We start from the raw sequence: 25,790 nt of genomic DNA, 5'->3' as shown, positions 1-25,790 counted from the left end.
GGCGGTCAGCGTCGAATCGACTCCGCCCGAGAGGCCGAGGACGGGCTCCACGGGATCACGATGCCCTCGGCGGTGAACGACCCGGACGTGATGACCGACGCCGAGCGCGTCGCCCACGAGCTCGGGATCGAGTACGACGTGGTCGAGATCCAGCCGATCGCGGAGTCCTTCTTCGACGCATTCCCGGAGGCCGCGGCCGATCAGACGGCGGCCGGGAACGTGTACGTCCGGACCCGCGCGGTCCTCAATTACCTCGTCGCCAACGCGGAGAACCGGGTCGTGCTCGGGACGGGGAACCGCGCGGAGGCGATGACCGGCTACTACACGAAGTACGGCGACCAGGCGGTCGACTGCAACCCGATCGGGAACCTCTACAAACAGCAGGTCCGGCAGCTGGCGGCGCACGTCGGCGTCCCGCGCGAGCTCGTGATGCAGGAGCCGACCGCGGGGATGTGGGAGGGCCAGACCGACGCGGAGGAGATTGGCCTCGACTACGACACCGTCGACGCGATCCTCGCCGTCCACGTCGACGGCGGGCTCTCCCGGGCGGCGACGGTCCGCGAGCTCGACGTGCCCGCCGAGGCCGTCGACCGCGTCGTCGAGCTCCACGATCGCAGCGCTCACAAGCGGTCGATGCCGCCGGCTCCGGAGCGGTAAGCGGCGTCAGCGGGGACGGCGAGGGCCGGAGCGGAGAGCGGGCCGGAGCGGAGAGCGGGCCGAAGCGGAGAGTGGGCCGAAGCGGAGAGCGGGCCGAAGCGGAGGGAGTCGGAACGGAGAGCGGGCCGTTCAGGCGTCGTGCGCCCGTTGTTTCGTGACCTCCGCGATACCGGCGTTGGCCGAGCAGTTCGGGCACGCGTGGATCCGGCCGCGCGCGTCCGAAAACACGCGGGCGAACCGGTCGGAGACGTGCGCGTCGCAGTGTTCACACGTGGGCATGGCAGGGGCTCCCCTCGTGCGAGGTGGCGTCGTGTATCATGGTGTTCTGTGCGTGTGAGAGTTGGTCACGAACACCTAAGTGGGCTTTCCGAACTCCGGCCCAAATTACGCCCAAAACGCCGGCCGCCGGGGGACGGGGGGCGGTCAGAACGCTCGCAGGTCTTCGAGCACGGCTAGCGCGGAGCCGTCGTCAACGGCCCCGCGGGCGGCGTCGAGTCCCTCCTCGATCGAGTCGGCGTCCTCGCGGGCGTAGATCCGGAGCGCGGCGTTGACCGCGACCGCGTCGGCGAAGGCGTCGTCGCGCTCGCCGGACAGCACCTCCTCCGTGATCCGCGCGGAGTCGACGGCGACGTCGTCGACCGCGAGGTCCGCCTCTTCGAGGTCCATCCCGTACTCGGCGGTCTCGATCTCGAAGTCGTCGAACGACGCGCCCTCGCTGCCGGCCGCGTCGCCGTCGTCCGCGCTCGCTCCCTCGCCGTCGCTCGCGGGGGCCGCGTCCCACTCGGCGACCTTGGTGTAGCCGGGCCGCACGTCGTCGTACCCCTCCATGCCCTGGAACATCAGGACGCGGTCGAGGTCGTGGAACTCGCTCTCGACGAACGTGTCGACCACCTTCTTCGCGAACGCGAGGTGGTAGAAGGAGCCGAGGTGGACGGACGCGCCGGCGGGGTTCGCCAGCGTCTCGATCGTGTTGACGAACGTGCGGACCCCCATCATGTCCCGGCGGTCGAACAGGTCGTCGATCGCGGGGTTGAACGCGGGCTGGTAGTAGAAGCCGAAGCCGGTCTCGTCGACCATGTCGGCCGAGTCCGCGGGGGTCAACTCGGTGTGGACGCCGAGCTCTTCCAAGACGTGCTTGTAGGCGTCCTGCTTCTGCGTGGGGACGCGGTCGCCCGAGTGGACGACGACGGGGGTGCCCGCGGCGGCCGCGACCGCCCCGGCCGCGACGCCGAGGATCGCGGAGCGCCCCTTGCCGTCGTAGTTGGCCCCGCAGTCGACGGGGTCGGCGTCGGGTTCGGCGTACTCGACGCGCTCGCACATCACGTCGACGTACGCGCCAAGTTCCTCGGGCGTGTTCCGCTTCCAGCGGTTCGCGAGCCAGAACGCCCCGAGCGTCGTCGGGTCGGGCTCGTCCGCGAGGATGCGTTCGAACGCCTCGGTCGCCTGTGCGCGCGTCAGGTCGTCGGCCGACTTGTGGCCGGAGCCGCAGACCTCGGTCATCAGCCGCTTGAGGGGCCAGTCGCCGAACTCCTGAGTCGCCTGAGCCATACGCGTCGTTCGGGTCCTCGGACGAAAAGTCCCTCGCTCGGCTCCCGTGCGGTGGGAACCGACCGGCCGAGATCGAACCCGGCGAGAGCGGCCCCGTCAAGTGCAGGCCCGGCGAGAGCGGACCCGGCGGGTGCAGGCCCGGCGAGTGCGCGCGAGCGACGAGCCCACCGACGCGACCGTCTCTCTCCGGTTCCGTGGTACTGAATCACACACACTAAACCACCAATCGTTGTGTTTTCTCTTCTTACACTGTACATTCTAAGTACTCTATCGTCACTAGAGTTTGTAACACACCAAGATAAGCGTTAGAGTTATATGTATGTCCATCCAGTAAAGAATTGTTCCCGATGACGTCCAAATCCGTGGCCACCGCACTCACGCTGTATCGCGCCCGCACTCTGACGCTCGAACAGGCCGCCACCGTCGGCGGCTGCTCGGCGGCGGAGTTGGAGGAGAGCGCCCGGGCGTTCGCGCCGGCGCCCGGGGCGGCCCCCGCTGACGACTGACTCCTCCGCGACGACCGACGGTTCCCGGAACCGCTGACCACCTCCGAAACCGGTAGGTATGCGCGGTCCCAACGGAACGCAATGAGTTTGGACGCCGATTGGCGGGCCGACATCGACTCGGTCGACGCCGTGCTCATCGACGAGTTCCAGAGCGACTTCCCCGTCGAGTCGCGCCCGTTCGAGCGGGTCGCCGGCGAGATCGCGGCCGAGACGGGCGTCGACGTCGACGCCGCGGCGGTGCTCGACCGCGTCCGCGACCTCCGCGAGCGGGGGGTGTTCCGGCGGTTCGGCGCGGTGCTCAATCCGCCCGTCATCGGCTCGTCGACGCTGGCGGCGGTGCGGGCGCCCGAGGAGCGGTTCGACGAGATCGCCGACGTGATCAACGGCTACCGGCAGGTGAACCACAACTATCGTCGCGACCACGAGTGGAACCAGTGGTTCGTCGTCACCGCGGGCTCCCGCGAGACGCGCGACGCGATCCTCGCGGAGATCGAGGATCGGACCGGCTGCGAGGTGCTGGCCCTCCCGATGCTGACAGACTACTACATCGACCTGGAGTTCCCCGTGGTGAACGGGGACCGGTTCGCGCGCGAGTCGCTCGACCACACGGCGGTCTCCGCCACCCGCATCTCGGAGGACGCCCGGGGCGACCTGACCGCGCTGGAGGCCGATCTCCTCCTGGCGATCCAAGACGGCTTCCCGCTGTCGGCGACCCCCTACGCCGACGTGGCGGCCGAGATCGACGCCCCCCTCGACGACGTCCTCGCGGCGGTCGATCGCCTCCTCGCGGACGGCTGTATCAAGCGGATCGGCTGCGTCGTCAACCACGTCGTCACCGGGTTCACGAACAACTGCATGGTCGTCTGGGACGTGCCCGACGACGAGCTCGACGAGCGCGGCGAGGCGGTCGGCAGCCTCCCGTACGTCACGCTCTGTTACCACCGCCCGCGCCGGCCCGAACAGGAGTGGGAGTACAACCTGTTCACGATGATCCACGGGCGCGAGGCCGAGGCGGTCGACGCGAAGATCGACGAGCTGGCGGCCGAGCACCTCCCGTTCGACCACGAGCGGCTCTACTCCACGGAGACGCTGAAACAGACCGGCGCGCAGTACGAGGACCTCGTCGCCGACGAAGAGGAGTGAGGAAGGGGTCTATCGGGGTTCAGTCGGTTCAGTCGTCGCCGAGCGACGGCGACGAGCCGTCCGTGTCGGTGCCGGGCGCGTCGCGGCCGCGGCCGCGGACGCCGGCGTCGAGCCCGCTCCCCGCGCCGAGCCGATCGAGCGCGTCCGCGCCGGCGACCGCGACGACGACGAAACCGACCTTCGAGACGACGTCGAGGTAGACGAACACGAGCATCTCCGTGGAGCCCGTCAGGAGCCCGAGCCCGGTGGGCGCGAGCACCCACACGACTGGGTACAGCGTCCAGAGGACGACCGTGATGTTCCGGAGCGTCCCGAAGACGGCGCGGACGCGGTCCCCCTCGGCCGACGCCGAGCGCGGGAGCGCGGCGAGCAGGCCGTAAACGAGCGCGGCGTACGCCGCCGCGGCGACGCCGAACAGGGCCCACGAGAGCGTGCCGGCGGTGACGACCGCGGCGGTCCCGCCGGCGATGATCACCACGTCGACCGCGATCAGCCCGGCGAGCAGCCGGCGCGACGGCCGCGCGAGCAGCCCGAGGTACAGGATCAGCAGCGGCGTCGTTATCAGCCAGTCGACGTAGCGGGCGACCTCGAGGTCGCCGCCGGGCGTCGACAGCACGCCGAAGCCGAGCGCCATCGCGAGGTACGCGAGCGCCGCGACCCCGGTGACGCCGGTGAGAGTGGCGTAGTACCGCGCGTGCGACTCGCCGGTCTCGGACGACCCCGTGAGCCACGCCCACAGCGGCGGGACCGTGCCCGCGCCCATCGCGAGGACGCCGAGCCACGCCCATATCGTCGTGTCGGCGATCATCTCGGGTCACCTCCCTCCCCGGCGGCGCCGTCGTCGGGCGCGCCGGACGAGAAGTCGAAGGCGGAGTCGTCTCCCCCGCCGTCGGTTCCGGGGTCGCCGCCGCCCGCCGTCCCGCCGTCGGAGACCGCCGTCGCCGTCGCGGGCTCCGGGCCCCCTCCGAGCGCGTCGTCGGCCGTGAACTCGAAGCCGCCGACGGCGTCGCGCAGGCTGCGGGCCCGGTCGGAGAGCGACTCGGCGGCGGTCTCGACCGCCCCGAGGGTCCGCTCCTGCTCGTCGACCGCGCCGGTGACGTCGCCGGCCGCGCCGGCGGTCTGCGCGCTGATCGCGGAGACGTCCTCGACGTGGCCGACGACCGCGTCCACGGAGTCGGCCTGCGTCTCCGTGGCGCGGGTGATCTCGGTCATGCTGGTGTCGGTGCGCTCGGAGGCCTCCGCGAGCCGTTCGAGCGCGTCGATCGACGTCTCGACGGTCTCGACGCCGGCGGAGATCCGCTCTTCGGTGCGCTCCATCGCGTTCGCGCCCGTCTCCGCGCGCTCCTGTACGGAGTGGATCCGCGCTTCGATCTCGCTCGCGGACTCCTGCGTCTCCTCGGCGAGCGCCTTCACCTCCTCGGCGACGACCGCGAAGCCGGCGCCCTCCGCGCCGGACCGGGCCGCCTCGATCGACGCGTTGAGCGCGAGCAGGTTCGTCTGCTCGGCGATCTCCGAGATGGTGTCGACGACCTCGCCGATCTCCTCGACCTCCGCGGCGAGCGCCTCGACCTCGGCGGTCGTCTCCGCGGTCGTCTCCTCGACCGCGTCCATCTCCGCGAGCGCCTCCTCCGCGGCCTCCCGTCCCTCCTCGCCGACCGCCGCGGCGTGCTCCGCGGTCTCGGCCACGTCGGTGACGGTGGAGGCGACCTCCTCGGCCGACGACGCGAGGTTCTCCGCCTCGTCGGTCGCCGCCTGGAGGTCGTCGCGCTGGGTGCGCGCCCCCTCGGCGATCTCCTCGACCGCCTCGCTCACGGTCCCGGTCGTCGCCCGCAGGCTCTCCGTGCGGTCGTCGACGGTGCCGGCGACGTCGGCGGTGTCCTCGGCGACCGTCGCGACCGACGCCACCGTCCCCTCCAGCTCGTCGGCCATCTCGTTGAAGGCGGCGCCGACCCGAGCCATCGCCTCGTTGTCGCTCTCGGTGTCGACGCGCTGGGTCAGGTCGCCGTCGGCGAGCGCCCGCATGGCCGACTCGTACTCGGTCGCCTTGCGCTCGACCGTCTCGGCTCGCTGCGTCGCCTCCCGGCGGGCCTCCTCGGCCTCCCGGCGGGCGGTCTCCGCGTCGTCGATCTCGGCGCGGAGCGAGCCGCGCATGGCGTCGAACGCCTCGAACAGCCGACCGATCTCGTCGGTCCGGCCGGTCTCGAGCGTCACGTCGAGGTCGCCCTCGGCCATCCGCTCCGCCTTCGTCGTGAGCTGGCGCAGCGAGATGACCGTGTTCGACCCGACCGTGACGCCGATGAGCGCGAGCCCGATCACCGTCAGCAGCGTCATCCCGATGAGGCCGGAGCGGATCTCCGCGCCGACCGCGCCGATTCCCTCCGTCCGGAGGTAGACGACGGCCCCGTACGTGACTGAGATCCCCGTGACGCCGATCAGCGACAACGCGAGCTTCGCGCCGTAGCTCGACCGGACGCCGGAGAACGGTCCCTCTTGCATGATGTATCGATCCACAGGGAAAGCATCAGGATAATAACTTGGGCAAAAATATCAATCATGAGAACCCTGCGGCGCGAAGTCGGTCGGAGACCCCGTCGACCGACGGGCGGCCCGACGCCGACCCGAGATCGAGGGGAACGAGGTGGACCGGTACGTTCACAGGGATTGCGCCCCCCGGGCAGGTATGTCCGACGCGTTCGATCGGCTCGGGTACGGGACGTACAAGCTGGCGGACGGCGAGGAGTGCGTCGCCGGGGTCGCCCACGCGGTCGAGACAGGGTACCGCCACGTCGACACCGCGCAGGGGTACGACAACGAGGCGTCGGTGTCGGCGGGGATCGACCGCACCGACGTCGATCGCGACGACCTGTTCGTCGCGACGAAGCTCTCGACGGACAACCTCTCGTACGACGACGCCACCGCGACCGCGCGGGTGAGCCGGGACCGGCTCGGCGTCGACTCGATCGACATCCTGTACGTCCACTGGCCGATCAACACCTACGACCCCGACGAGACGCTGCCCGCCCTCGACGACCTCGTCGACGAGGGCGTCGCCGACCGGATCGGGCTCTCGAACTTCCGTCCCGACCAGCTCGAGGCGGCTATCGACCGGCTCGACCACGACGTGTTCGCCCACCAGGTCGAGTGCCACCCCCTGCTCCGCCAGCCGGAGCTTCGCGAGCTCGCGGTCGAGCACGGCCACTGGCTCGTCGCGTACTCGCCGATCGCGCGCAACCGAGTCGCCGACGTGGACGTCCTGCGAGATATCGCCGCGAAGCACGACGCGAGCCCGGCGCAGGTGAGCCTCGCCTGGCTGCTCTCGAAAGAGCGGGTCGCGCCGATCCCGAAGGCCGCGAGCGCCGATCACGTCGAGGCGAACTGGGCGGCGCGCGACCTCGACCTCGATCCCGTGGACGTCGAGCGGATCGACGCTCTCGACCGCGAGGATCGAGTCGTCGACTTCGACGAGGCGCCGTGGAATCACGGGTGACGGGAGGACCTCCCGGCCGGTTCGGTATATAGCCGTCCGGAGCCGATCCCACCGCTACGACCCTCTCATAGTCGGTTTTACGTCGGTTCCGGTCGACGCCAACACCGTGACCGACCCCGAGACCGATCCCGCCGGTCGGCCGGCGCTGCTCGCCGCGACGCCGAGCGCGGAGTGGGTCGCCGGATGGCTCCGCGCGCTCGCCCTGCTCGCCGGCGCGACGGCGCTGTTGCTCGCGCTGATCGCGTTCGAGCTCCTCGTTCGGCTCTGAGCGGGGCGCGGCGGTCGCGACGGAATCGCCGCGGCGACGTCGCCGAGCCCCCGCCGTCGCCCGAGGCGGAACTGAACGCCGCCTCGCACCGAACCGCGACCCTGACGTCCCGTCCGTCGCGATTTCACTTCCGCTTTCGGGCGCGTTTTTAAAAGGCGTCGGGACGACGTGACGGGTATGGCCCAGTCCACGTTCGACGACGACGACCTGTTCGGGGAGGCGGCCGCGGAGACGCGCGCGGAGGTCGAAGAGCACCTCGCGGCCGCTCGGGCGGAGCTCCCCGACGCGGACGACGTGTGGGAGACGGACGCGGACAACGTGCTCGGCACCCTCAACGGGCTCAAATCCGCCCTAGACGTCGGCGACGCGATCGGCTCCGTCCGGTCGGCGAAGAAGGCGTACGTGCTCGGGGAGCGCGCCGACGCCTTCGAGGACGCCGACGATCTGAAAGCCGAGATCGAGGAGCTGGAGTCGCTCGTCGGCGACATCGAGAGCGCCGCCGAGGAGGTCGCCTCGCTCACCGGCACCGTCCCCGCGATCCGCGGGGCCCTGCAGGACGCGGCGGAGGCCGCCGAGGAAGGCGACGAGTAGGGTCCCCCGTTTTCACTCGGACTCCCGCTCGACGACCGCCGCCGTGAGCGACGCGAGCGCGTCGCTCGCGAGGCTCAGGAGCTCCTCGCCGCGCTCGGCGTCGCCGGCGGTCGGGTCGCCGACGATGCCGTTCTCGGTGAATTCGTCGGAGTCGTGCGCGAGGTTCACGCCCGAGACCCACTCGCCCCAGCGGTCGGCGGCGCCCTCGCCCGCGGCCGCGACGCGGTCCTCGCGGACGAGGTCGGGGTTCGTCGCGCGCAGTAGCGCCGTCTCCAGCGGGCCGGCGTGGCCCATGTCGGCCCCGTGCTCGCCGACCGCCTCGAACCACGTGAACGCGACGGCGTAGCCGTCGTGGGCGTCTTCCCGGGAGAATCGCCGGGCGACCTCCGCGAGCGCCGCCACGTTGCCGCCGTGGCCGTTGACGAACACGATCCGGTCGATCCCGTGGTGCGGCAGCGATTCGGCCGCCTCGCGGACGTACGCGCGGAAGGCGTCCGGCGAGACCCACATCGTCCCGTCGAAGGCGCGGTGCTCCTCGGCGACGCCGACGGGGATCGGCGGGGCGACCGCGACCTCGCCGGCGGTATCGCCGGGGCCCTCCGTCGCGTCTCCGTCCGCCGATTCGCCTTCCGTCTCCTCGTACGCCGCCGCCCCGGCCTCCGCGACCGCGACGGCGTCAAGCGTGTCGGTCCCGAGGGGCGCGTGGGGGCCGTGCTGTTCGGTGCTGCCGACGGGGACGAACGCGACGTCGACGTCGGCGTCGCGCACGTCGGTCCAGGTGGCGTCCGTGAGTCGCATGCGGTCCCTTCGACGGGACGCGCCGTATAGCCGACGGTCGGACGAGGGGATCGACCGCGAACGGACCGCGAGTCGCCCCGGGAGTTATTTCGATCCGCGATGACAGTCACCTCATGAGTAATGAGAACGAAGACCGCGGTCGAACGGCGGGGGTGACGTTCGGACCGCTGAAGCGGGCGCTTCGCGAGCACGCCTATCCGGTGTCGGTCGCGGAGTTGATCGAGCAGTACGGCGGCTTCGAGCTGGAGACCGGGAGCGGGGGCGAGCGGCTCGAAACCACGCTGGAGCGGTGCGAGCGGACGCGGTTCCACGAGCCGCGCGAGGTGCGCGACGCGATCCTCGACGCGCTGGGCGAGGAGCCGAGAGGGGAGACACCGACCGCGGGAGAGCGCGGGGAGGAGAGCGAGGCCGACGGCGCCGACGACTGGAGTCAGCTGTCGACGTGAGCGGCCCGAGGGGAGGCGTCGGGGCGCTTCGGCCCGTCCCGCCTCAGTCGTCGTCGGTCTCCGCGTCCTCGATCAGGCGCGCGGTGCGCTTCTGCGCGCGGTCGATGAACTCCTGCGGGAGCTCGTCGATCTCGCCGGCCTGCACGCCCCAGAGGTGGGCGTACAGCCCCCCGTTGTCGAGCAGCTCCCCGTGGGTCCCGCGCTCGACGACCTCGCCGCCCTCCAACACGAGGATGGTGTCGGCGTCCTTGATCGTGGAGAGCCGGTGCGCGATGGCGAACGTCGTCCGATCGGCCGTAAGCCGGTCGAGCGAGCGCTGGATCAGCATCTCCGTCTCGGTGTCGACGTCCGAGGTCGCCTCGTCGAGGACGAGGATGTCGGGGTCCTTGAGGACCGCCCGCGCGATGGTGACGCGCTGGCGCTGCCCGCCGGAGAGCTTCACGCCGCGCTCGCCGACCATCGTGTCGTAGCCGTCCGGGAGGTTCTCGATGAACTCGTGGGCCTCCGCGGCCTTCGCGGCCTCGCGGACCTCCTCGTCGGTCGCCTCGAACGTGCCGTACGTGATGTTCTCGCGGACGGTCCCGTAGAACAGGTACGACGACTGGCCGACGTAGCCGATCGACCGGCGGAGCGACTTGAGCGTCACGTCGCGGACGTTCTGCCCGTCGATCCGGATGGCGCCGTCGTCGACGTCGTACATCCGGAGCAGGAGCTTGAGCACCGTGGACTTGCCGGCGCCGGTCGGGCCCACCAAGGCGAGCGTCTCGCCGCCCTCGACTTCGAAGTCGACGTCGGAGACGATGGTCTCCTCGTCGTAGCCGAAGCTCACGTCGTCGTAGACCACGTCGCCGTCGTCGACGACCAGCTCCTCGGCGTCCGGGTCCTCGGCGAGCCGCGAGGGCTCGTCCATCAGACCGAAGATCCGCGCGGAGGAGGCGCGGGCGCGCTGGTACATGTTGATGATCTGCCCGAACTGCGCCATCGGCCAGATGAACCGCTGGGTGTAGAGGATGAAGACGACGAACATCCCCTCGGAGAGCTCGCCGGAGAACGGGCCGGGCGGACCCTGGAACACCCACAGTCCGCCGATGATGAACGTGATCACGAAGCCGATCCCGGCGAGCACGCGGAGCGCCGGGAAGAACTTGATCCGGGTCGTGATCGCGTCCCAGTTGGCGCCGAAGTAGTCCATCGAGACATCGTCGACGCGGTCGGACTCGTACGGCTCGGTGTTCGACGACTTGATCACCTGAATACCGCCGAGGTTGTTCTCCAGCCGGGAGTTCATCTTGCCGACCGTCGACCGCACCTCGGCGTACTTCGGCTGGATGGTCTTGATGAACAGGTAGGTGAACCCGGCGATGATCGGGACCGGAAGCAGCGCGACCAAGGCGAGCTGCCAGTTGATCCAGAACAGCAGGACACCGATCCCGACCACCATCACGGACAGGCGAAACACGGAGTTCATCCCGTCGTTGAGGAACCGCTCCAGCCGGTTCACGTCGTTCGAGAGGATGGACATCATCTCCCCGGTCTGCTTGTCAGAGAAGAACTCCATGTTGAGCCGCTGCATCTTGTCGTAGGTGTCCGTCCGGACGTCGTGTTGGATGTTCTGCGCGAACGCGTTGAACCCCCAGTTCCGGATCCAGTGGAACCCCGCGCCGAAGAGGAACGCCCCGGCCAGCACCGCGATCGTGAACCAGAACTGCTCGGTCTGCGCGGTCGGGAGCCACGCGTCCGGTAGCAACACGAGCGGGATCTGCTCGTTGAACGGGGCCTCGCCGCGGAAGATCGCGTCGAGGGCGATACCGAGCATAAGCGGCGGGAGGAGGTCGAGGAGCCGCGCGAAGACGCTGGCGAGGACACCGACGGAGACCTGCGGGAGGTAGTCGCGACCGTACTCGAGGAACAGGCGTTTCATCGGGTTATCGATCTTGTCCCGTTGTTCCTCGAAGGGGTCGTCTTCTTCCCATTCGACGCTACTCATTACCGTTTCATATCGTATCGCGCCGCAAATAGGTTTCCTTCGAACCGAAATACATCGGCGGAAATCTCCGGTTTCGAAGGCCAACGACCGCGTTTCTGTCGTCGGCTACCCCTGCGAGCACGAGCGGCCCCTCACACCTGCCGGCGTTCGACGGACGGGTCGACGTCGGCGGCGGCGAGGTCCTCGCGGATGCGCCGTCGGAGGGGGTCGGGGATATCGTCGCGGGGCACCGGGGCGGCCGTGGCGGTCGCCGTCGCGGCGTCGGTCGCCTCAGGGCCGTCGCCATCGGCGACCGGCACCGTCCAGTAGATGACCCGCTCGGCGTCGGCGTAGAACTCCACCGCGAACCGGTCCCCGCCGCCACCGTCGTAGTGGACGCGGGCGGCGTCGCCCTCGGCGCGCCACCCCTCCCGTCCGACCAGCGCGGCGATCGAGTCGTGCATAGGCGCGCTCGGGCCGGCGGACACATGTGGGTGTCGCCGTCGGGGCGCGCCTCCCGCCGTCATCGATACCGGTTTACAACCGCCGCTCCGACGTGCGGGCATGTCCCTTCGCGTCACGTTCCTCGGCACGGGCGGCGCCGTCCCGACCACCGAGCGCGCGCCGAGCGCACTGTTCGTCAACCGCGAGGGCGACCGCCTCCTCTTCGACTGCGGCGAGGGGACCCAACGCGGGATGATGCGGTACGGCACCGGGTTCGGGATCGACCACGTGTTCGTCTCGCACCTCCACGGCGACCACGTCCTCGGGATCCCGGGCTTGGTCCAGACGCTCGGGTTCAACGACCGATCGGCGCCGCTGACGGTCCACTGCCCGCCGGGGACGGGCGAGGACCTCCGCGACCTCGTCCACGCGGTCGGGCACGACCCCGCGTTCCGGGTGCGAATCGAGGAGGTCGCGCCCGGCGAGGTCGCGCTCGACGCCGACGGCTACGCGGTCCGCGCGTTCGAGACGGAGCACCGGACCGTCTCGCAGGGGTACGTCCTCGACGAGGACGACCGGCCCGGTCGGTTCGACCGCCCGAGGGCGGAGGAACTCGGCGTTCCCGTCGGCCCGAAGTTCGGCCGGCTCCACGACGGCGAGCCCGTCGAGGCCGAGGACGGGACGGTCGTCGAGCCGGATCAGGTCGTCGGCCCGCCGCGGCCCGGTCGGACGCTCGTCTACACCGCCGACACGCGCCCGCGAGAGCGGACGGTCGAGGCCGCCGCCGGCGCCGACCTCCTCGTCCACGACGCGACCTTCGGCGACGACATGGCCGACCGCGCCCGCGACACGGCCCACTCGACCGGCCGCGAGGCCGGGGAGATCGCCGAGCGCGCGGACGCGAAGCGACTGGCGCTCGTCCACATCTCCTCGCGGTACGCGGCCGACGCCTCGCCGATCCGTCGGGAGGCGATGGAGGCGTTCGACGGCGACGTGCTCCTCCCGGACGACGGCGACCTCGTCGAGGTGCCGTTCCCCGACGCGGAGGAGTAGGGTCGGTCGAATCGTGGGCCGGATCGACCCCCCCTTCCGGGAAAGCTTGATGAGTCGCGCCGCCGACCCCTCGCGTATGTCAGACGACTGCATCTTCTGTTCGATCGTCGCCGGCGACATCCCGGCGCGGACCGTCCACGAGACCGACGACGTGCTTGCGTTCCTCGACGCCAACCCGCTCGCACGCGGGCACACGCTCGTGATCCCGAAGTCGCACGCGCAGCACGTCGGCGACCTCGACGACGACCTCGCGAGCGAACTGTTCGCGACGGTGACCGAGCTCACCCCGCGGGTGCAGGCCGCGGTCGACGCCGACGGCGCCAACGTCGGGATCAACGACGGCGAGGCGGCCGGGCAGGAGGTCCCCCACGTCCACGTCCACGTCATCCCGCGGTTCGAGGGCGACGGCGGCGCGCCCCTCCACGCGGTGGGCGGGACGCGACCCGACCTCTCCGACGACGAACTGGACGCGGTGGCCGAAGCGATCGCCGGGTGAGGGCGGCCCTCGTCGACGGCCGGCGTACGACAGAGTTAACAGCGAAACTCCGAGTAGCCGACCGCATGCAGGCGACGACGCTCGCGCTCGTCGGAGCGACCGGCGGCGCGGGGACGACACGGACCGCCGTCGAACTGGCCGCGCTGGGCGCGAGGGACGGCCGCGACGTGGCCGTGGTCGACGCGGCGTTCACGACGCAGGGGCTCTCCGAGTACGTCTCGGGGCGGATAGACCCGGACGTGACGGCGCTCGTCACCGACGAGACCGGCGCGTCGCTGTCGGCGGCGGCGTACGCGACCGACACCGGGTCGAGCGATCGTGACGGTGAACCCGATCTCTCGGGACGCGCCGATCTGCTCCCGGCCCGCGCGCCGTTCGAGCGCGCCGCCCGCGCGAAGACGGCCGAGGCCGCGCGGAAGTTGGAGCGACGGATCGACGAGGCGGCGACCGCGTACGACGCCGTGGTCGTCGACGCCGCCCCCGTGGGGTCGAACGAGGCAGTCGCGGCGGTCACGGCCGCCGACCGCGTCGAGGCGGTGACCCCGGCGACGGCGCACGGCCGCGACGCGCTCCAGCGGCTCCGCGGCCGCGTGGCCGACGTCGGCGGGAGCGTCGACGGGACGGTCGCGGTGGCTCGCGCGGAAGGGCCGGCCGAGAGCGACGTCGGGGAGAACGCCGACACCCGGCTTCCGGCCGTCGACCCCGCGGTCGAGAGCGCCCCCGCGGCGGCGACCGGGACCGGCGACTACGTCGCGGCGCTGGCCGAGACGTACGAGCGCGCCTTCGACGCGGCGCTCGGGATCGAGTTCGAGGAGCCGGGGCTGGTCGATCGGATTCGGTCCTGAGGCGGTCGGAAGGACGGTGAGGAGCGGAATCGAAGGCGGTCGAGACGGTCAGCGCAGGCCGTCCGGCGATCCCAACGCGCCGCCGAGAGCGTCGCCGTCGCCGCGGAGGCCGTCGCCGAGCGGCGCGGAGCCCGCGACGTGCGCGTCGACGGCCTCGGCGACCGCGGGGACCGGGTCGTGGGTCTCGACGTACGTCGCCAGCGCGAAGTCGGCCTCGTCGCCGCCGGCGAGCGCGACCGCTTCGCTCCGGGCGGTCCGTCCGTCGAGCCAGTCGCGGACGACGCTCCGGCGGCTCGGCGCGAGCGGGCAGACGCCCTCGACGCCGCAGCGGTGGAGCGCCTTCGCGCCCGTCATCGGCGTCACCCCGGCCTCGCGGGCGGCGTCGCCGACGCTCCGCCCGGCCGTGTACGCGTCCACCAGCGTCGCGGTCGCGGCCGGGGTACACGGGAGGTCGTCCGCGTGCGCCGCGAGCCGGTCGACGAGCGGCGTCTCCGTGTCGTCGGCGACGGCGACACCGCGGTCGCGCTGGCTCGCGGTCACCTCTACCCCGTCCGCGATCTCCGACAGCGTCATGCGAACCGATGGCTCGGTCAGCGGGTTAAAACCACCGTACTGCGGCGGTGCGAGACCGCCGATCACCGACCGGTAACCGGTCGGTTCGAACGCGTCGATCCGGCCGATCACCCCCGAATTCGCCCGGGTTTAAGTAAGGCATCGGGCCCGAGTTCGACGTGTGATGAGTCAGGCACGCTCGACCCGCGTCCGTTCGCACCGCACCGAGACCGCCGACCGCGCCGCCGAGACGACCGCCGACGGAGAGGCGACCGCCGATCGCGAGGCGACCGCCGACAGCGAGACGACCGCTGCGGCGGGGGAGAGAGAGGCCGAAGGGACGCCGGCGACCGGACCGACCGCCGTCGACGAGTGTCCCGAGTGCGGCGGTCGGACCCGCGTCGACTCCGCCGAACGCGTCTGTACGGAGTGCGGACTCGTCGTCGAGGCCGATCGGATCGACCACGGCCCGGAGTGGCGGTCGTTCGACGACGACGACGCGAACCCCAAGCGCACCGGCGCGCCGCTGACGCGCTCGCGGCACGACCGCGGACTCTCGACGGAGATCGGTCGCTCGACACGCGTGAAGGGGCGCAAGCGCCGGCGACTCGCCCGGATGCGGACCCAGCACAACCGGGCGCAGATCTCGACGAAGCGCGACCGCAACAAGGTGTACGCGTACACCGAGATCCGTCGGCTGACCGGCGTCTTGGAGCTCCCCGACAGCGTCCGCGACGCGGCCTGCGCGCTGTTCGACTCGGCGCAGGACGAGAGCCTGCTGCGGGGGCGGTCGCTGGAGGGCTTTTCCGCCGCCTGCGTCTACGTCGCCTGCCGAACCGCCGACGTGGCCCGCACGGTGGGCGAGGTGTGCGCCGAGGCGAAGGCGACCGAGGACGAGCACCAGGCCGCCTTCGACGCGATGAACCGAGAGCTCGGGCTCCCGATCGGCCCGACCGGACCCGCGGAGTACCTCCCGCGGTTCGCGAGCGACCTCGGCTGCGCGGCCGACGTGGAGCGGCGGGCGGGCGAGCTCGCGGAGCGCGCCGTGGAAGAGGGGATCGCGAACGGCCGCAACCCGGTCGGCGTCGCCGCCGCCTGCCTGTACACCGCGGCCCGCGAGCTGGGCGCCGACTGCACGCAGCGGGAGGCGGCCGACGTCGCCGACGTGACGCCCGTGACGGTCCGGCGGACGTACGTGGACCTGACCGGGGAGTGAGCCGCGCGCGACCGGGGCGCCGCGGGCGGAGCCGTCAGCCGATCAGGAGCCAGCCGAGGACGACGGCGGTCCCGCCGACGACGGAGCTGACGGCCGCGTGAGTGCGGAGTCGGTCGCGGAGGCGGTGTCCGTCGGCCGCGGCGTCCGCGGGGCAGGTCTCGCTTCCGGCCGTGCACTCGGGCAGCAGATCGACGGCGACGTGGAGGAACACGCCGGCCCCGACGCCGAACAGCAGACCGCGGACGGTGCTGGACGGGGTGACGCCGACCGCGGCGACCGGGAGGGCGATGAGGCCGACGGCGGCCGCCGGGAGCGCGAGCACGGCGACCGACCGGTCCCGCCCGGCGAGGCGGCGCGCCGCGGCGTACCCGGCCGGCGCCTTGTGCGAGACGAGCGCGATACCGAGCAGCGACGTGAGCGACGGCATCGCGCCGTAAATGGCGCCGATGATCGCGCCGGCCGCGAGCGCGTGGACCGTCAGCTCCGCGGCCGTGTGGTCGACCGGGAGATCGAGGTGCGTGAACCGGTGTCCGAGCGAGTGACCGGCGTACCCCGCCAGGAAGCCGACGGCGATGCCGAGGCTACCGAAGCGCCCGTGTTGGGCGAGCGCTTGTGGGATCAGAAACAACGCCGTGCTCGTCACCATCGCGCCGCTCGCCAGCCCGTACCCCCAGACCGGTTCGAGCGGGTGATCGGCCGCCGCCGCCCGGGCGCCCAGCGGCGCGCCGAGCGCCATCGCACCGAACGCCACCCACGAGATCGCGGGCAGCTTCCACGTGACGTCGGTCGCGAGCGCGAGCGCCGAGAGAGCGACGAGCGCGAGCACGCCGGCGCCGCCGATCGCCCGCTCGCGGGTCGACAGCGGGACCCGATCGCCGTTCGCCCGGTCGGCGATGTCTTCGAAAGACACTATTGTGCATTAATAACTATATTGTATTAATTGATAATTGTTCCGCCGAGGACGCGATTCGCGGAGCGCTATCGGGGCGTCGAATCCGGGACGAACGGGCCGAGAGAGCCGCAGTCCGTGACGCCCCGTCGGGCGGGCGCGCGGCGTCAGCGGGGACGCCGCGAGCCGAGGCGCGCGGAGCGGCCGACGGTACGAGAGGAACGCGGTACGGCCGGCGGCGCGGTAGGCGCGTGGTGCACGCGGTGCGCTCTGGCGAGCGCAGCAAAAATGTGAGGTCACAGAGGCCATTACCTGATATTTCTGTCATACCACTTATCATCCTATCTGCTGATATACGGATGTCGACCGGGAATATCGGTCGACGCGATCCCCGGAACGGGGAACGCTGTCAGAGGCACGGCGCGTGACTCGGTGAGGACAGCGAGTCACGCAGGTCGCCGCTCGGAGGACGTCGGTGGGAGACCGGGCCGAGTGTGAGGCCGAGCAGACGACCTCGTCCGGTCGCGTGAGACGGAGAGCTGAACGGCCGTCGAGTCCCGCACACGCGTACATATTCGGTATCGCCCGCGGGAAGCGGATTATTCCGTGAAACGTGACATACTGATTCGGTGAAATTATTCGGCATGAATTCGGACGTGTCAGTTACTCGGTTCGACGCGGCGAGTGCACCGTCCGCGCTCGACGCGATGTTCGATGCGGTCTCGGCGTTCAAAAACACGGAAGGCGACGAGCTCCGACGCCTCGATAGGTACGTCAGCCCCGATGGCATAAACCTCCTCTTCGGCGGGCCGGGCGGTTCAGCGACGCGTCTCGAAGAGGGAACGCTGTCGTTCCGGTACGACGACGTGTTCGTGACGATGACGCACGACGAACTGATCGAGGTCATCGACGCCGACGCGTTCCGCTCACGGCCATTGCATTACGGACTCTCAGCGGACGCACGCGCACGGGAGTCGACCGAAGCGGCTCTCGAAGTGGCGGCAACGGCACTCGCCGAGGCTGAAGAACACGTCTGGACCGCCGCTACCAACGCGTCGGACAGTGAACTCGTCGACCCGCTCTGGGCAGTGGTGGAGCGGCTCTGGGCCATTCAGACATTGATCGATGACCTGACCGCTCGGCCGTGTTCGACTGAACCGCTGGCAACACGGGTCGATGACGAGCGGTGACGAGGTGACCGAGGACGCGCTGTTCAACCTCGGCGTCGACCTCAACCGGGAAGAGACAGTAGGCGGCGCTGTTGATCGGACACTGACCGCGATCCGTGCCACACTGGGAGACGCAGCGATTACCGTGTGGCGAAACCACAACGAGCGCGACAGCAGCGTTGAGAACGCCCAACCGCCGGAACAGCCGTCCCAACCGGCGTTTAGTTCCGAACGTCATATCGGTCGGCCGGGCCGAACACCCCCACCGGACGCAGCTCTTATCAAGCGATGTTTCACGACTGATGCGCCGGCTCGAACCGACGGGGTGGCCGGACCAATCGCACCGGATGACAGCCGCTGGCTGCCGCGTGAGGAACTGTTCGTTCCGATCGGTCCCGAGCGTGTGCTGTCGGTTGGATGGGGTCACCGCGACGCTGCGACCGCGTTGGACGGGGCCGCCGTCCGCGATGTCCTAGAGCGAGCAGCGGAGTTACTGGCCGCGGCACTCGACCGCATTGGCTCCCAGACACGTGAGCCGACAGGCGAGATCGCCTCTGAGATTCGCCTCGGGGCGTTTCAACAAGCGATTGAGGACGCCGCCGATGGCGTCGCCATTCTTGACGACGAGTCGTACGTCTATATCGACCAGACGCACGTCGACATGTACGGATTCGACAGCAAACAGGAGTTGCTCGGTCGAAGTTGGCGAGAGCTATACGCTGCGGATGAAGCGGCACGGATCGAGAAGGAAGCTTTCGACGCGCTCGAACGCGATGGTCACTGGCAGGGGCGAGTAACGGGAAGTCGGCCAGATGGAACGACGTTCCCGGCGGAGCTGTCCCTGACGATGGTCACCCCATCCCGAATGGTCTGTACGGTGCGTGACGTGAGCGATCGTGAAGCACGGGAACACGAACTCGCATTAAAAGAGCGGGCGCTGGACGAAGCAGGGACCAGCATCCAGATTACGGACCCGACCCAACCGGGGAACCCGTTGGTGTACGTCAACGAGGAGTTTGTACAGCTAACCGGATACGAGCGGTCAGAGGCTCTCGGCCGAAACCCGAGATTCCTCCAGGGCCCCGGATCAGATTCGGAGACGACAAAGCGCATCCGTACGGCGATCGAAACCGAGCGACCGATAACGACTAAGCTGAGAAACTACACCGCGGAGGGTGAACCGTACTGGGCGAAGCTCTCCGTGACGCCGGTTCGAGACGCAAACGGAATCGTGACAAACTACATCGGGGTTCAACACGATATTACTGAGCAACGACGGCGGATCAGAGAGCTCAGAGACCAGACTGAGCGGCTGGAACTCGTCCTCAGCGGGACGGAGACGGGCATCGGTGAGTGGGACTTCAGTACCAACACAGTCACGTTGGACGCCACTTTACGAGAGACGGTCGGAGCGAGCCCGACGACGATAGACGAATGGCAAGCAGTAGTTTATTCGGAGGACCGCGAACGTGCCGCTGACGCCCTGCGGCGCCCGATCGAGACCGGTGACCCGGCTGCTGAGACGATACGAATCGGGACGGATGACAGCGAAGTCACGTGGATAGATATACACACCGTTGTGAGTGATGCGGGTGATGGCTCTGCCAGTGTGCTGGCGATGGGGCGAGACGCGACGAAGCGCTCCGAGCGTGTGAAATGGGCGTCGAAACTGTTTGATCAGGGCCCGCTGCTGTTCGTTCAAACTCGGGCCGTTGGCGGCGAAGCAGTCATTGAGGCCTGTGACCGGTCGTTTTCCGACGCGCTGGGGTGCGAGCGCGAAGCGGTGGTTGGACAGCCGCTCAGTGAGTTTTATGACGATAGCTCGACTGATTCACTCCAGTCAGACGGCTACGAACGCGCGCTTAGCGGTGATCTCACCGTCGCAGAACGCACGCTCGTGACGACGGACGGCGACACGGTCCCGTGTCTGTTACGGGCGATCCCACGCACCGTTGACGACGAAGTCGTCGGTACCGATGTGTTGTTTATTGATATCTCTGAACGCGAGAAGTACACTCGGCGACTGGAGGCTGTGTTTAACAGCCCACACCAGCTTACCGCGTTAGTCCGCCCCAATAAAACCGTGACTGACGTGAACGATACGCTGGTCGCACGCATCGGTGTTGATCGGTCGGCAATTGTTGGTGAACCGATCGACAAATTCCCGTGGCTGAGCCTTGACCCGAACCACGGACTCACGGTTTCTGAGGCGGTCAACCGCGCGGGTGACGGTGAACTCGTCCAGACCGAAGGAGAACTACAGGGTCCAGATGGTCTCGCACGCATCGACGTGTCGTTCAAGCCAATTCGTAACGCCGCTGGTGAAATCACGCTGATCGCCGTTGAGGGGAAGGATATTACCGTGAAGACGCGACAGCGACAGCATTTACAGGTGTTCCAGCGGGTCGTCCGACACAACGTCCGCAACGATTTAAACAAGCTCGTGGGATGGACAACGATGCTCGCCGAGGAACCGGACGCTGACTGTCGTCACGATCACCTCCGCCGACTGACGCGTATATTCGACGGATGGGAACGGCTTACGAACAAAATGCAGGTGATCGATCGCGCGATACGGGAGATACCACACGACGAGTCAACCGTTAACATCGCTGAGGTCACTGAAAAGGCCGCGACGGCGGTACGGGATGACCACTCGGACGCAACGATCGCCGTCTCTGTCGACGCGACCGACGGGACTGTCTCACGATGGCTTACACACCCGCTTACCGAGGTGATAAAGAACGCGGTGGCCGCAGGAGACAGAGAAGACCCGCACGTCAACGTATCGGTGAGACAGGCAGACGACGGCTGGCTCCAGATCGTCGTGACTGACGACGGGCCTGGCATGCCAGATATCGAGCGGGGGGTACTCGTCACCGGCGAAGAGACGCCGTTACAGCACGGTTCCGCGCTCGGGATCTGGCTGATTCGTATGTTAGTTTCGATGCTTGGCGGGGAGGTCGACGTCGACGTGACCGACACAGGTACCGAGGTCGTGCTTCGCGTTCCGACGGCGCCAGCAAACCGCAACCCGGCTTCGGTCGAACCCAGCCGGATGGCCTAAAGAGCGTACTGTACAAACCGCGAGGAGTATGGGGTGGTCGACGAACAAAGCGCGGCCTCACGACGAAGATCAGCGAGCCGAAATCCAGCGATCGAGGCCGGCTCGTGGCCCGGATTCGCCGGGTGCTATTCCGAGGTAGACTCGCCGCCACCTTCGTCGGCTGTCCCGGAGAGCTGTCGGTCCACCAACCGGACCGACGCTTCGCTATCCGAGCACGGCGCCGAGCCAACCACCTGCCATGTGGGAGCAACGTCCTGCTTCCCAGACACGCGCGCCTCGATCTGGCCGTCGCCGGTTCGCATCTCGATGACGTAATCGAGGTGCGCCGCCCCGAACCGGTCGGCGCCGTCGACGTCGGTTGTCGGCGGCAGGTGGACGAGTCCGCCGACGCCCTGATTGCGCCACTGGCCGACCAGCTCGTGGAGGAACTTGTCGAGCGTGCGGGCGTCGTGGTGCGCGAGCAGCTGCGTCATCGTCGCGATCGCGAAGGTCCCGGGTCGGTCGTCCGTCGCGAGCCGCATCGTCGCGCGCTCGGCGGCGACCCCGAGCGACGTGAGGTCGCCGCACCGGACCGACCCCGCGTCGCTCGTCGCGATGTCGACGCCGCCGTCGGCCTCCGCGCCGGGCGTCGAGTCGATGACGAGCGGGTCCATCGCCGAGAGTCGGCCGTAGACCTCGTGACGCGGGTACTTCGTCGTCAACACCGCGCCCGTTTCCGCCATCGCCTCGTACACGGCGTAGAACAGGTCGTCGTACAGCTGGGAGCTCGGCGCCGCGAAGCCGACGACGTCGTCGTACTGAACGGCGGTGTCGGCGATAAAGGCCGGCGTGACCGTCTCCGGAGAGGGGTTCAACACGGCTTCGAACACCTCTCCGGGGCGTCGCTCGGCGGCGAGCAGCCTCTCGACCAGGTCGTCCCCCCGTTCGTTGACGGAGACAGAGGGGTGGACCCACGACGACCGGTCGTCGCCCGCCGCGCTCGCGAGGGGGTCAGTAGAGCGGTTCAGGTACTCGTACACCAGCGTCGGCAGCTCGGATCCGTCGGCGCTCACCGATCCTCACCCCCGGTCGACACTGCCCGTGTGAGGGGCGCCACAGGAGTTCGCACCGCGCCGTTTCGAGCGGGGTTCATACCTGTTATTGTCGTAGTATCGCCGATAGTTCTACGTCCGAAGATATGTGGCAGGCCGGTGTGATACCGAATATGTCCGTGTGAGTTGCCGCGGTCGGCTGGCGGCCGTCACTCGAAGAAGCCGCGCATGATCTTCGACTCCGCGGCGCGGAGGTGCTGGTGGAGCGTCGACGAGGACACGTCGAATCGGTCAGCGAGGTCGGTGCCGCTGATGCGGCGCGGATCGTCGTAGTACCCCTCTCGGAGCGCCGTCTCCGCGATCTCTCGCTGGCGGGTGGTCAGGTCCGGCTCCCCGGTCCACCCGTCGGGGCCCCCGGACGGCTCGGAGACGTGCCGCTTCGAGACGAGCCGACACGAGTCGGAGACGGGAACCAGCGCCGCCCGGACCCGCCCGATCACCGTCGGGTCCGTCGTCCGAAACGCCAAGACGTCGGCGTCCGGGCGGGAACGGACGCCGCGCAGCCGCGTGTCCGTCCCGGCGAGCACGTCGCGGACGGCGGCCAGCGAGCGGTCCGGCGTGTCCCGCATCCGCACGGCGACCTCGTGGGTGTCGCGGTCGACGGAGTCGACGCCGTCGAGTTCGATGCCCGGCGTCGCCGCGACGTAGTCGCGGAACGCCGTTTCGGTGTAGCCGTCGACGCGGCCGGTCAGGTGAAAGCTCTCGCCGCCGGTCATCGCGACGTGCTCGACGGCGATCGAGCCGTCCGCCGGGAGGCCGGGGAAGAGCGGCGACGGCCGCCGGCACTCCAGGGCGAAGGCGATAGGCGCGTTCGACGCGGTGGCGGACTCGAGCGTCGACAGGCGTATCCCGGCGGCGTCCGCGACCGCGCCGAGCGCCCGCCGCTCCGGCTCGGCGAAGCACTCGGCGTCCGTGCTGATGAACTCGGCGACGGCGTGGACGGTCCCGTAGTGGCTCACCGGAACCGCGAACGACTCCCGGTAGCCGAAGTGGAGCAGCCGGTTGATCCACTCGCCGTGACCGGCCGCGGTCGCCTGCCCGTCCACGGCGTGCTGCCGCTCGTCGCGCGTGGCGGCGACGACCGCGGGGAACGACTGCTCGTCGGTCTCGTACAGCTTCGCGGGTCCGCCCGGCTCGGTCACCTCGACCGGGTCGACCCGCTTTGCGGCCGGGTCGTACGTGCCGACGAACGCGTACTCCGCCACCCGACCGCCGACGTCGACGATCGCTTCGCGCACCGCAGCCGGCGTCTCCGCCGTCGCGATGGTCTCGACGGCGTCGACGACGCCCTCCCGCAGGTCCCTGTGCCGGTTCGCCTGTCGCCGGGTGCTGGCGACGTCGTTCGAGAGGCCCGCTATCGACGTCTCCTGGCGGATCTGGGTGAGCGCGGCCGAGACCTGCTGGCTCACCGCCCGGATGAACGACTCCAGCGACTCGTTCCGCTCGTCGACGACCACGCTCAGCAGGCTCGTGTCACCGAGCTGCGTGGCGAGCGCCTGCTTCCCGGCCGCGTCGGCCGAGTCGACGACGGCGTCGGCCGGGAGCCAGCACGTCTCGGGCTCGCTGAACGCTCGCCAGAGGTCCGTCTCGCCCGGCTCGATGCGTCGGCGACTGGGCGGGGCGGCCTCGTCGCCCGCGGTCGCCAGCCGCACCAGCTCCCCCTCCGAGGTGTCGCGGTCGTATATCGCTAGCTCGTCCGCCGTCACCACGTCGGCGACCGCCTCGACGCAGGCGTCGAACGCGTCCTGCGGGTCCGTCGCCTGGAACACGCGGTTGCTCACGGCGTAGAGGTTCGTCAGCCGGCGCTGACGGTCGAGCTCGTCGCGCGCGTCGGTGAGGTCGGTGATGTCGTTGGCGACGCCGAGCACCGCGTCTCCCTCGCCGTCGACCGGAGAGAACGGGATCTTCCACGTCTCCAACACGCGTCCGTTGCCCGCGGCGTCGGTCAGGGCCTCCTCGGTGCGATGGAGCGGCTCGCCGGTCTCGATCACCCGCCTGTCGTCGTCGGCGAACGCGTCCGCCTCGTCCGGGTCGGTCGCGTAGTCGGCGTCGGTCGATCCGATCAGGTCCGAGACCGTGGTGCCGTACGCCTCGGCGACCGCCTCGTTCGCGAGTAGGAACTCGCCGTCGGTGTTCTTCGCGAATATCAGCTGCGGGACCGTGTTGATGACGCGTTCGAGCTGGTTGCGCTCGGCCTCGATGCGGTCGCGTGCGGCGCGCAGCTGTCGGCGCTGCGCGACGAGTTCGATCGCCGTCCGGAGGTACTGCGTGACGATCAGGATGAGCTCGCGCTCGTCCTCGTCGAGGGCGTCCGACTCCCGCGCCCCGACGATGAACACGCCGTCGTCGCCGACGGGGACGATGAACTCCGTGCTGATCGGCGTCGCCGGGTTGTGGACCCCGCGCTCCGCGGCGACGTCCGGATAGTACGCCGGCGTCCCGGCGTCGAACGCGTCCCACGCGAGCGACTCGCCCGGGCGGAATCGCGGCACGTCGTCGACGATCGACGCCCCCTCGTCGGAGACGGACACCGGGACGAGGGCGTCGTCGGGGGCGCTCGGCCCGGCGGAGTCCGTCTCGGCGGCGCCGTCCGCCCAGTAGCCGGAGAACGGTCGGTCGATGATCTCCGCGATCCCCTCGATCGCGGTGTCGATCACGTCCTCGTACTCGTCCGCGGTCATCAGCGTCTCGGCGAGCGACCGCGTCTCACCGAGGCGGCGGAGCCGGCGCTCCTGCTCGGTGAGGTCGAGGTTGACACAGGTGATCCCGCCGTCGGGGAGCTGCGCGAGCGACACGCGTTGCGTGATCGGCGTGCCGTCCCGCTTGACGCCGACCAGCTCCCCGTCCCACGATCCCGTCTCCGCGACGACCGGGAGGACCTCGCGTTCGATCCGCTCGATGACATCGTCCGCGTAGATCTGTCGCCACGTCCCGCCGAGCAGCTCGTCGGCGTCGTCGTAGCCGAACATCGTGACGTGGGCGTCGTTGAGGTACGTGTACGTGCCGTCCGCGTCCAGCAGCGCGATGCCGGATGTCGTGAGGTCCATCGCGGTCGCCTGCCGTTCGACCCGGGTGAGGTGCGCCACCCGCTCGCTCGCGTCCGTGAAGATGCCGAGCACGTACTCCGTGCCGGCGTGCGTGAACGGCGTCGACCGCACGTCGACGGGCACCGTCGACCCGTCCGCACGCAGGATCGTGACCGGCTCCGCCGCCTCGCCGGAAGCGCGTTCCCGTCCCGCGTCTCGGACCGCCTGAAACCCCTCGCGCACGTTCTGCTCGGCCTCCGGCGGGTGAAGCTCGGTCTGGTGCATGCCGACGAGCGACGAGCGGTCGCGACCGAACAGCTCGGTCGCGGCCTCGTTGACCGCGACGACCGTGCCGCTGTCGGCCTCCGCCGCGAGGATCGGAGAGGGAGCTTTTATCGCCAGCCGCGCCAGGAACGGGTCGGCCCCAGAGTCGGCCGAGATGCGATCCAAACTCATCTTGTTACGTAAATCAGTATTCCGAACTGACCTGAGTGTATCGGCTCGGGAGCGCTCCCGAGCGCTCGGGAGCGAT

General features: G+C 69.6%; 24 protein-coding genes. 13 read left to right on the top strand and 11 right to left on the bottom strand.

From position 1 onward, the window contains the following. Positions 1 to 657: NAD+ synthase (locus DJ74_RS13940; RefSeq protein WP_094527629.1), on the top strand; the 657-nt coding region annotated here is incomplete at its 5' end. A gap of 129 nt (positions 658 to 786) precedes the next feature. Here DJ74_RS13940 and DJ74_RS19265 read toward each other — a convergent pair. Together DJ74_RS19265 and DJ74_RS13935 are read right to left on the bottom strand one after the other, a co-directional pair. Then, entirely contained in the window at positions 787 to 936 is a 150-nt protein-coding gene (locus tag DJ74_RS19265) for a hypothetical protein (RefSeq protein WP_170938266.1), read from the bottom strand. Between the two features lie 144 nt (positions 937 to 1,080). Beyond that, a complete protein-coding gene (locus DJ74_RS13935; RefSeq protein WP_094527628.1) occupies positions 1,081 to 2,205 on the bottom strand; it encodes an anthranilate phosphoribosyltransferase in 1,125 nt (374 codons plus the stop codon). A gap of 347 nt (positions 2,206 to 2,552) precedes the next feature. On the opposite strand from DJ74_RS13935, the gene DJ74_RS19260 reads away from it, so the two are divergent. Then, positions 2,553 to 2,711 carry a hypothetical protein gene (locus DJ74_RS19260; protein ID WP_170938267.1) on the top strand — a complete coding sequence of 53 codons (159 nt, stop codon included), beginning with the start codon at positions 2,553 to 2,555 and terminating at the stop codon, positions 2,709 to 2,711. 81 nt (positions 2,712 to 2,792) lie between these two features. After that, positions 2,793 to 3,854, top strand: coding sequence for an Lrp/AsnC family transcriptional regulator (locus DJ74_RS13930; protein WP_094527627.1), 1,062 nt, complete (start codon positions 2,793 to 2,795; stop codon positions 3,852 to 3,854). Positions 3,855 to 3,882: 28 nt separating this feature from the next. Here the strand turns inward: DJ74_RS13930 and DJ74_RS13925 are convergent, their stop codons facing one another. Continuing rightward, positions 3,883 to 4,662, bottom strand: coding sequence for a bacteriorhodopsin (locus DJ74_RS13925; protein ID WP_094527626.1), 780 nt, complete (start codon positions 4,660 to 4,662; stop codon positions 3,883 to 3,885). Then, on the bottom strand, positions 4,659 to 6,350 hold the full coding sequence (locus DJ74_RS13920; protein WP_094527632.1) for a methyl-accepting chemotaxis protein: 1,692 nt from the start codon (positions 6,348 to 6,350) through the stop codon (positions 4,659 to 4,661). The genes DJ74_RS13925 and DJ74_RS13920 overlap by 4 nt, the downstream gene beginning before the upstream one ends. A gap of 184 nt (positions 6,351 to 6,534) precedes the next feature. Here DJ74_RS13920 and DJ74_RS13915 point away from each other — a divergent pair, with 184 nt between their 5' ends. The 3 genes from DJ74_RS13915 (at position 6,535) to DJ74_RS13910 (ending at position 8,200) form a co-directional block, all read left to right on the top strand. Continuing rightward, positions 6,535 to 7,341 carry an aldo/keto reductase gene (locus DJ74_RS13915; RefSeq protein WP_094527625.1) on the top strand — a complete coding sequence of 269 codons (807 nt, stop codon included), beginning with the start codon at positions 6,535 to 6,537 and terminating at the stop codon, positions 7,339 to 7,341. 106 nt (positions 7,342 to 7,447) lie between these two features. After that, positions 7,448 to 7,609 carry a hypothetical protein gene (locus tag DJ74_RS19255; RefSeq protein WP_170938268.1) on the top strand — a complete coding sequence of 54 codons (162 nt, stop codon included), beginning with the start codon at positions 7,448 to 7,450 and terminating at the stop codon, positions 7,607 to 7,609. Between the two features lie 177 nt (positions 7,610 to 7,786). Then, complete coding sequence (locus tag DJ74_RS13910; RefSeq protein WP_094522303.1) at positions 7,787 to 8,200, top strand: DUF5790 family protein; 414 nt, start codon at positions 7,787 to 7,789, stop codon at positions 8,198 to 8,200. Positions 8,201 to 8,212: 12 nt separating this feature from the next. On the opposite strand, the gene DJ74_RS13905 is transcribed toward DJ74_RS13910, so the two are convergent. After that, the gene (locus tag DJ74_RS13905; RefSeq protein WP_094527624.1) at positions 8,213 to 8,998 is read right to left on the bottom strand and encodes a creatininase family protein; all 786 of its coding nucleotides are present in this window, start codon (positions 8,996 to 8,998) and stop codon (positions 8,213 to 8,215) included. A gap of 113 nt (positions 8,999 to 9,111) precedes the next feature. Here DJ74_RS13905 and DJ74_RS13900 point away from each other — a divergent pair, with 113 nt between their 5' ends. Then, positions 9,112 to 9,444, top strand: a complete 333-nt coding sequence (locus DJ74_RS13900) for a hypothetical protein (protein WP_094527623.1) — start codon at positions 9,112 to 9,114, stop codon at positions 9,442 to 9,444. 43 nt (positions 9,445 to 9,487) lie between these two features. On the opposite strand, the gene DJ74_RS13895 is transcribed toward DJ74_RS13900, so the two are convergent. Beyond that, positions 9,488 to 11,431 (bottom strand): ABC transporter ATP-binding protein, encoded by a 1,944-nt coding sequence (locus DJ74_RS13895; protein ID WP_094522306.1) that lies wholly within the window; start codon positions 11,429 to 11,431, stop codon positions 9,488 to 9,490. Positions 11,432 to 11,562: 131 nt separating this feature from the next. Beyond that, positions 11,563 to 11,874, bottom strand: coding sequence for a hypothetical protein (locus tag DJ74_RS13890; protein ID WP_094527622.1), 312 nt, complete (start codon positions 11,872 to 11,874; stop codon positions 11,563 to 11,565). Between the two features lie 100 nt (positions 11,875 to 11,974). Here DJ74_RS13890 and rnz point away from each other — a divergent pair, with 100 nt between their 5' ends. The 3 genes from rnz to DJ74_RS13875 all read left to right on the top strand — a co-directional run bounded on the left by rnz (position 11,975) and on the right by DJ74_RS13875 (position 14,248). Then, positions 11,975 to 12,907: a ribonuclease Z gene (gene rnz, locus DJ74_RS13885; protein WP_094527621.1), complete on the top strand. Its 933-nt coding sequence runs from the start codon at positions 11,975 to 11,977 to the stop codon at positions 12,905 to 12,907. A 76-nt stretch (positions 12,908 to 12,983) separates the two neighbouring features. Then, complete coding sequence (locus DJ74_RS13880; protein ID WP_094524619.1) at positions 12,984 to 13,403, top strand: HIT family protein; 420 nt, start codon at positions 12,984 to 12,986, stop codon at positions 13,401 to 13,403. A gap of 65 nt (positions 13,404 to 13,468) precedes the next feature. Next, complete coding sequence (locus tag DJ74_RS13875; RefSeq protein ID WP_094527620.1) at positions 13,469 to 14,248, top strand: AAA family ATPase; 780 nt, start codon at positions 13,469 to 13,471, stop codon at positions 14,246 to 14,248. Between the two features lie 48 nt (positions 14,249 to 14,296). Here the strand turns inward: DJ74_RS13875 and DJ74_RS13870 are convergent, their stop codons facing one another. Beyond that, positions 14,297 to 14,821: a hypothetical protein gene (locus tag DJ74_RS13870; protein WP_094524638.1), complete on the bottom strand. Its 525-nt coding sequence runs from the start codon at positions 14,819 to 14,821 to the stop codon at positions 14,297 to 14,299. A gap of 163 nt (positions 14,822 to 14,984) precedes the next feature. Between DJ74_RS13870 and DJ74_RS13865 the strand changes: the two genes are divergently transcribed. Beyond that, a complete protein-coding gene (locus tag DJ74_RS13865) occupies positions 14,985 to 16,016 on the top strand; it encodes a transcription initiation factor IIB family protein (RefSeq protein ID WP_094524621.1) in 1,032 nt (343 codons plus the stop codon). 34 nt (positions 16,017 to 16,050) lie between these two features. On the opposite strand, the gene DJ74_RS13860 is transcribed toward DJ74_RS13865, so the two are convergent. Next, positions 16,051 to 16,926, bottom strand: coding sequence for a ZIP family metal transporter (locus DJ74_RS13860; protein ID WP_249269098.1), 876 nt, complete (start codon positions 16,924 to 16,926; stop codon positions 16,051 to 16,053). A gap of 623 nt (positions 16,927 to 17,549) precedes the next feature. Here DJ74_RS13860 and DJ74_RS13855 point away from each other — a divergent pair. Both DJ74_RS13855 and DJ74_RS13850 read left to right on the top strand, forming a co-directional pair. Beyond that, on the top strand, positions 17,550 to 18,095 hold the full coding sequence (locus DJ74_RS13855; RefSeq protein ID WP_094524622.1) for a HalOD1 output domain-containing protein: 546 nt from the start codon (positions 17,550 to 17,552) through the stop codon (positions 18,093 to 18,095). Beyond that, entirely contained in the window at positions 18,082 to 21,141 is a 3,060-nt protein-coding gene (locus DJ74_RS13850; protein WP_094527619.1) for a PAS domain-containing protein, read from the top strand. The genes DJ74_RS13855 and DJ74_RS13850 overlap by 14 nt, the downstream gene beginning before the upstream one ends. A gap of 125 nt (positions 21,142 to 21,266) precedes the next feature. Here DJ74_RS13850 and DJ74_RS13845 read toward each other — a convergent pair whose 3' ends face one another. Both DJ74_RS13845 and DJ74_RS13840 read right to left on the bottom strand, forming a co-directional pair. Next, the gene (locus tag DJ74_RS13845) at positions 21,267 to 22,193 is read right to left on the bottom strand and encodes a hypothetical protein (RefSeq protein ID WP_094527618.1); all 927 of its coding nucleotides are present in this window, start codon (positions 22,191 to 22,193) and stop codon (positions 21,267 to 21,269) included. Between the two features lie 188 nt (positions 22,194 to 22,381). Further along, complete coding sequence (locus DJ74_RS13840; protein WP_094527617.1) at positions 22,382 to 25,714, bottom strand: PAS domain-containing protein; 3,333 nt, start codon at positions 25,712 to 25,714, stop codon at positions 22,382 to 22,384. Positions 25,715 to 25,790 lie beyond the last annotated feature (76 nt).

The sequence above is a fragment of the Halorubrum sp. Ea8 genome (assembly GCF_002252925.1).
In the GTDB taxonomy this organism is placed as follows: domain Archaea; phylum Halobacteriota; class Halobacteria; order Halobacteriales; family Haloferacaceae; genus Halorubrum.
The sequence above is the reverse complement of the archived record's forward strand: the minus strand, read 5'-3'. Positions and strand labels throughout refer to the sequence as shown.